This is a genomic window from Candidatus Endomicrobiellum pyrsonymphae, from assembly GCF_020328025.1.
In the GTDB taxonomy this organism is placed as follows: domain Bacteria; phylum Elusimicrobiota; class Endomicrobiia; order Endomicrobiales; family Endomicrobiaceae; genus Endomicrobiellum; species Endomicrobiellum pyrsonymphae.
The window spans coordinates 1-3,672 of record NZ_JAIXMZ010000096.1; the positions used below are offsets into that span (position 1 = coordinate 1).

Here is a 3,672-nt window from a genome sequence, read left to right on the forward strand (position 1 = left end):
AAGCTAAAGGTGTGAGAACTTTAAAGTATCGCCCTCCCAAAGACAAGAAACAGGGATTAGTCGGATTATACTATTATACTTATTTGCGAGATGTCGAATATCAAGTGCAAGCGCATTTTAAATGGAATGAAAATATGTTTGAGCTTGAAAAAGATCAGGACGATGGGAAACATTTTGCAATAGCAAATCGTTCGCTTGAAAATGGTGGCAGAAGAGATATTTTTCTTGGAACTCGTGAATGTCAAGGATATGTTGAACCTTGTAAATTTGGAGAAGGTGATGGTGATTATGATAATAATAATTTGTTGTCTTTCGGTTCTATGTTTCGTAATTTTGATTATCCCAGTGAAAGTGAAACAGGGAAAAATGAATTAATAACGAAAATTTGGTTAAATGCTAATATGAAAAAAGGAATAATTGATTTTAATGATAAAGGCAACAATATAAAAGAAATAACTGTTAAACCGTTAGAGCAGGCAGGTCAGTATATTTTGGATAGTAATATTTTAAATGTTAATAGTGAGTGTGAAAATATGCTTGGAAATACGGAGGCAAAATAATGAGTTGGTTTCAACGATTATATGAGACTTATGAAAATTGTGTTACAGCATCCGAATCAGGTGAATATGAAATTGCTCCTATAGGACATACTCATAAAGATTGTAATATTGAGATAACATTAAATGAAAAAGCCGAGATGGTTGATGCTCAGATCATATATAAGAAGGATACCATAATTCCTACGACGGATGAGATTAATAATTGCCTGTATCCTCTTGCGGTTAAAATAGAAAATTTTAAAAAGGATTCGTATAGACAAAAGCTAAAAGAATGGATTGATTTTAATAAAAGCTTTAATAAAAGCAATGAAAAATTGAACATAATCAGTAATTATGTTCAAAGGGATACATTGATCCCGGATTTGGAAAAAAGAGGAATTTTATGGTTAAGCGGAGACGGTAAATTTATTGAAAAACCTAAAAATAAAAAAGATATAACTGATAAGTATAAAATCTTTCAAAATGTTAAAAAACAAGAAGATGCCTTTATCAGATGGATTGTTGAGACGGATAAAAATCATGAAACTTGGGAAGATAAGTCAATTATAGAATCTTGGATAGAGTTTAGAAAAGCAAAATTAAAAAATGGCACATGTTATATAACGGGAGATAATACTATTTGTGCAAATGATCATCCGCAAGTTAATGGAAAAGCTAAACTTATATCATCTAACGATGATAAAAATTTTATTTTTAATGGTAGATTTGTAAAACAAAATGAAGCCTTGAATATTGGTTTTGAAGTGAGTCAAAAAGCTCATAATACGCTAAAATGGCTTGTTGCAACGGAAAGAAAACAAGCTTATCATAATGTTTATCATAATCATTCTCAAAGAATTGTTGCTTTTACCATCAATGCTAAATATGGGAATATAGGGAAAGTTTTCGGAAAAGATTTTGTTAAAAGCATAAAGGGTTATAGTATAGATTTTAAGCGATTACAAAATGAAAATATTGTGCTTTTAGAGATGGATAATGCAAGTCTAGACACAGGCAGAGCTGGTATAACTTATTATAAAGAACTTTTGGGTTCTCAATATCTAGAAAACATAAAAAATTGGCATAAAAAATATTATTGGCAGCACTTTTTAAAAATAAAAAATAAGGATAATCAAAGGGAAGAATATCAGTATTTTTATGGACCTCCATCAATAGCTACGATAGCTGATGTATATTTTTATAAAAAAGATAAATATTTGGTTGAAAAAAACGAACAGAAAATAAAGAAGAAATTGATAAGAGATTTAATGCCAAGTGTTCTAGAAGATAAAAATATCCCTAAATATATAGAAAAGCATTTTGTTGAAAAAGCTTCAAACCCCGTTGCCTTAAATGATTATCAATGGAAAACAATCTTAGGAATTGCTTGTTCAATATATAAAGGCAATAATTTATATGATAAAAATAAAAAAGAGGGGGATTATTTAATGCTTAAGGAAGAAAATGATACAAGAGATTATCTCTATGGTCGTTTGTTAGCGATAGTAGATTATGCAGAAGAAAAGTCATTGTTGGAACAACAAAAATCAAAAAAGACGAACTTAAAAAATGATGAAGGGGATGAAGGAGGTGATGATGATAAAGACAATGGTATTTATAACTATCCCGCTTTGCTCTATAAACTCGTTAAAGATGAAGGAGGTGATGATGATAAAGACAATAGTATTAGAATCACCAATGCCAAAAGATATATGAGGCAATTTACTTTGAAGCCATATTCTACTTGGCAATTTTTATGGCTTAGATATAACGAAGCGTACATGCCTAGATTGAAGAAAAATAATCCGGGACTCGAGAGAGTAATAGATACGTTGAGAATTGAAATCGAAAATAAATTTATAAGTGAAGAAGATTATAAAAACGATAATAAATTAGCTGGCGTGTATCAGTTAGCGTATTCTTGTCAGATGTGTGAGTTGAGAAAATGTAATAAAGGGAATATCCAGAATAGCAAAAAAAATGATAAGGCATCCAAAGGAGAATAACGAATGGAAAACAAAACCCAGGTATTAAGTAAAAAAATTGATTTTGTGGTTATATTTGAAGTAAAAAATGCAAATCCTAATGGCGACCCTCTAAATGAAAATATACCAAGGATTGGAAGCGATGATATAGGTGAAGTAACCGATGTGTGTATTAAAAGAAAAATAAGGAATAGATTAATGGAGGCAAAACAACCTATCCTTGTTCAATCAAGCGATTATAAAGCCAAAGGCGATGAGTATTTCTGTATAAAGGATAGGCTCGAAGCGAAAAGCGGAGAAACTCCAGCAAAAGTAAAAGATCAAAAAACAGAAAATGAAAAAAATAACTATGTAAAAAAAGCTTGTAAAGATTGGTTTGATGTTCGTGCATTTGGTCAAGTAATTGCTTGGGGAGATACATCGATAGGTATAAGAGGACCTGTTTCTATACGGTCGGCATTTAGTCTTGATAGTATTGAACCAGTCAGCCTTCAAATAACAAAAAGTGTTAGTAATGAGAAAGCAGGCAAAGGCTCGGATACAATGGGAATGAAACATCGTATAAAACAAGCTATATATGTTTTTTATGGCGCAATGAATCCTCAGTTAGCAGAAAGAACAGGTTTTAGTGATGAAGATGCAAATGCGATAAAAGAAATCATGCCCAAACTTTTTGAAAATGACGCTTCTTCAGCGCGCCCAGAAGGGAGTATGAAAATATTAAAAGTTATTTGGTTTGAGCATAATTCATCATCTGGACAATACTCTTCAGCAAAAGTTCACAGTTCAGTTGAAATTGACAAAAATAATGGTAATATAAAAAATGAAGAAGCTTTAAAAAAGGGGGCTGTGGAATCAATAGACGGTTTAAAAGCAGAAATAATTCAAGGTTGGTAAATAATGTGTATTGTGAAGACGATTTGCTTCATATAAGAGGATTATATCAGCTGTCTTATTGCAAACGCAGATGCGCTTTGCTTTTTATCGAACAACAGTGGGCAGATAATTTCTTTACGGCAAGAGGAACTGTCATGCACGACAAAGTTCATACAGAAAAAATTGAGCGTAAAAAAGGCATAATTATCGAACGGGATATTTATATTAAATCTTATAATCTTGGTTTAATAGGTAAAGGCGATGTTGTGGAA

Annotated in this window: 3 protein-coding genes and 1 pseudogene; all 4 read left to right on the forward strand. The window is 31.4% G+C overall.

Annotation, left to right across the window (positions count from 1 at the left end; translation table 11 throughout):
• A partial coding sequence (gene cas5c, locus LE180_RS06510; protein WP_374134644.1) for a type I-C CRISPR-associated protein Cas5c occupies positions 1 to 560 on the forward strand: 560 nt, incomplete at its 5' end.
• Positions 560 to 2,545 carry a type I-C CRISPR-associated protein Cas8c/Csd1 gene (locus LE180_RS06515; RefSeq protein ID WP_374134645.1) on the forward strand — a complete coding sequence of 662 codons (1,986 nt, stop codon included), beginning with the start codon at positions 560 to 562 and terminating at the stop codon, positions 2,543 to 2,545. The genes cas5c and LE180_RS06515, both read left to right, overlap by 1 nt.
• 3 nt (positions 2,546 to 2,548) lie before the next feature.
• Entirely contained in the window at positions 2,549 to 3,421 is an 873-nt protein-coding gene (gene cas7c, locus LE180_RS06520) for a type I-C CRISPR-associated protein Cas7/Csd2 (protein ID WP_374134646.1), read from the forward strand.
• 5 nt (positions 3,422 to 3,426) lie between these two features.
• Positions 3,427 to 3,672, forward strand: a pseudogene (locus LE180_RS06525) (CRISPR-associated protein Cas4); the annotation flags it as partial.